The organism is Pseudomonas sp. MD195_PC81_125 (assembly GCF_014060985.1).
GTDB lineage: Bacteria > Pseudomonadota > Gammaproteobacteria > Pseudomonadales > Pseudomonadaceae > Aquipseudomonas > Aquipseudomonas parakoreensis.
The window spans coordinates 1-1195 of the sequence record NZ_JABULD010000895.1 but is presented as its reverse complement, the minus strand read 5'-3'; the positions used below and the strand labels follow the sequence as shown (position 1 = coordinate 1195).

2 protein-coding genes are annotated in these 1195 nt (G+C 48.3%); both read left to right on the top strand.

Annotated elements, in window-relative coordinates; all coding sequences use genetic code 11:
* Positions 1-892 (top strand): ATP-binding protein (locus HT737_RS30175; RefSeq protein ID WP_220459601.1); only part of this gene is annotated, 892 nt, incomplete at its 5' end.
* Between the two features lie 2 nt (positions 893-894).
* Positions 895-1137 carry an STAS-like domain-containing protein gene (locus HT737_RS30170; RefSeq protein ID WP_220459599.1) on the top strand — a complete coding sequence of 81 codons (243 nt, stop codon included), beginning with the start codon at positions 895-897 and terminating at the stop codon, positions 1135-1137.
* Positions 1138-1195 lie beyond the last annotated feature (58 nt).

The window sequence follows — 1195 nt, the reverse complement described above, 5'->3', positions numbered from 1 at the left end:
CGGCCATCATCAACTGGTGGGTCTGATCAAAGCCATGCGAAAAAATGTTTCTCAGGGCGTCCGCGTGCTCCTCGATTTCAAGAATACGAAAAAAGTTCATAGCTGCGGAACACTTCTGTTGGTCGCCGAAATTGACCGAATTGTCAGGTCTGTAGGGGTGGCCTTCGTCAGCTCCACATACCCAAACGATGAAAAAGTCGAAAAAGTTTTTCAGCAGATCGGGCTCCTTAAGCTCCTCGGTAAGGATCATCGTTTACAGGTCACTGAAGACGATAGAGATGTTTTCCACTGGAGATATGCCAGCGGAGTCGATGTGTCGGCTATCCAAGCGGATCCCATCCTCAAGGGAATAAAAACCCAAATTCCAAAGAGTTACAGGAAGGTCGTAGTCGGAGTGGAGGAGGCGATGGACAACTCAGTCCACCATGCTTACATCACTCATCGAGGGGATCGACTGAGTGGCCGGTGGGAGGAGGCAGATGCTAGGAGATGGTGGCTCTTCGCAGAAGTGCTTGACGATTGGCTTCATGTCAATTTTTGTGATTTAGGTATTGGTATTCCTCGCAGCCTCCCGGCAAGCTGGGCAGAAGAAGCTAAAGACATTGTCACTTTGGCACTGTCTAGGGCAAAAAAAGATGTTCGAATGATCCGTAGAGCTTTTGAGGTAGGTAGGACAAGGACTGAATTGGAACATCGTGGAAAAGGCTTGAAAAATATAGCAATTGCAGCAAAGGAACTTGGCGGGGTGCTTACGATCCACAGCAATGCCGGATGCGTTCGGAGAGACTATAGAAAAAACGGTCTTGTGGAACGTTCCCTTTCGTACAAGCGTTCTATAATGGGCACCGTTATCCAGTGGTCTATTCCACTCAAAATAGGTATGGAGAAATGAGCGTGGGCTCCATCAATGTGACAAAGCAGTTCAGCGAATACCCCGCTGGGCGTTACCGCAGGGACGGAAATTTTTCGGGCGAGGTATTTCGAGACGATTGGCTTGCCCCGTATCTGGATCGCCACGACGTCGTTGAGATCGATCTTGATGGCGCAATGGGATATGGATCATCGTTCTTAGAGGAAGCTTTTGGCGGCCTTGTGCGTAAGCATAAGATGAAATGCCACTGCTACGGCAAAAGCTAAAAAATTAAATTCGGAATGATGAGCCAATCCTTGGTGAACGAGATTTGGATCTATAWTG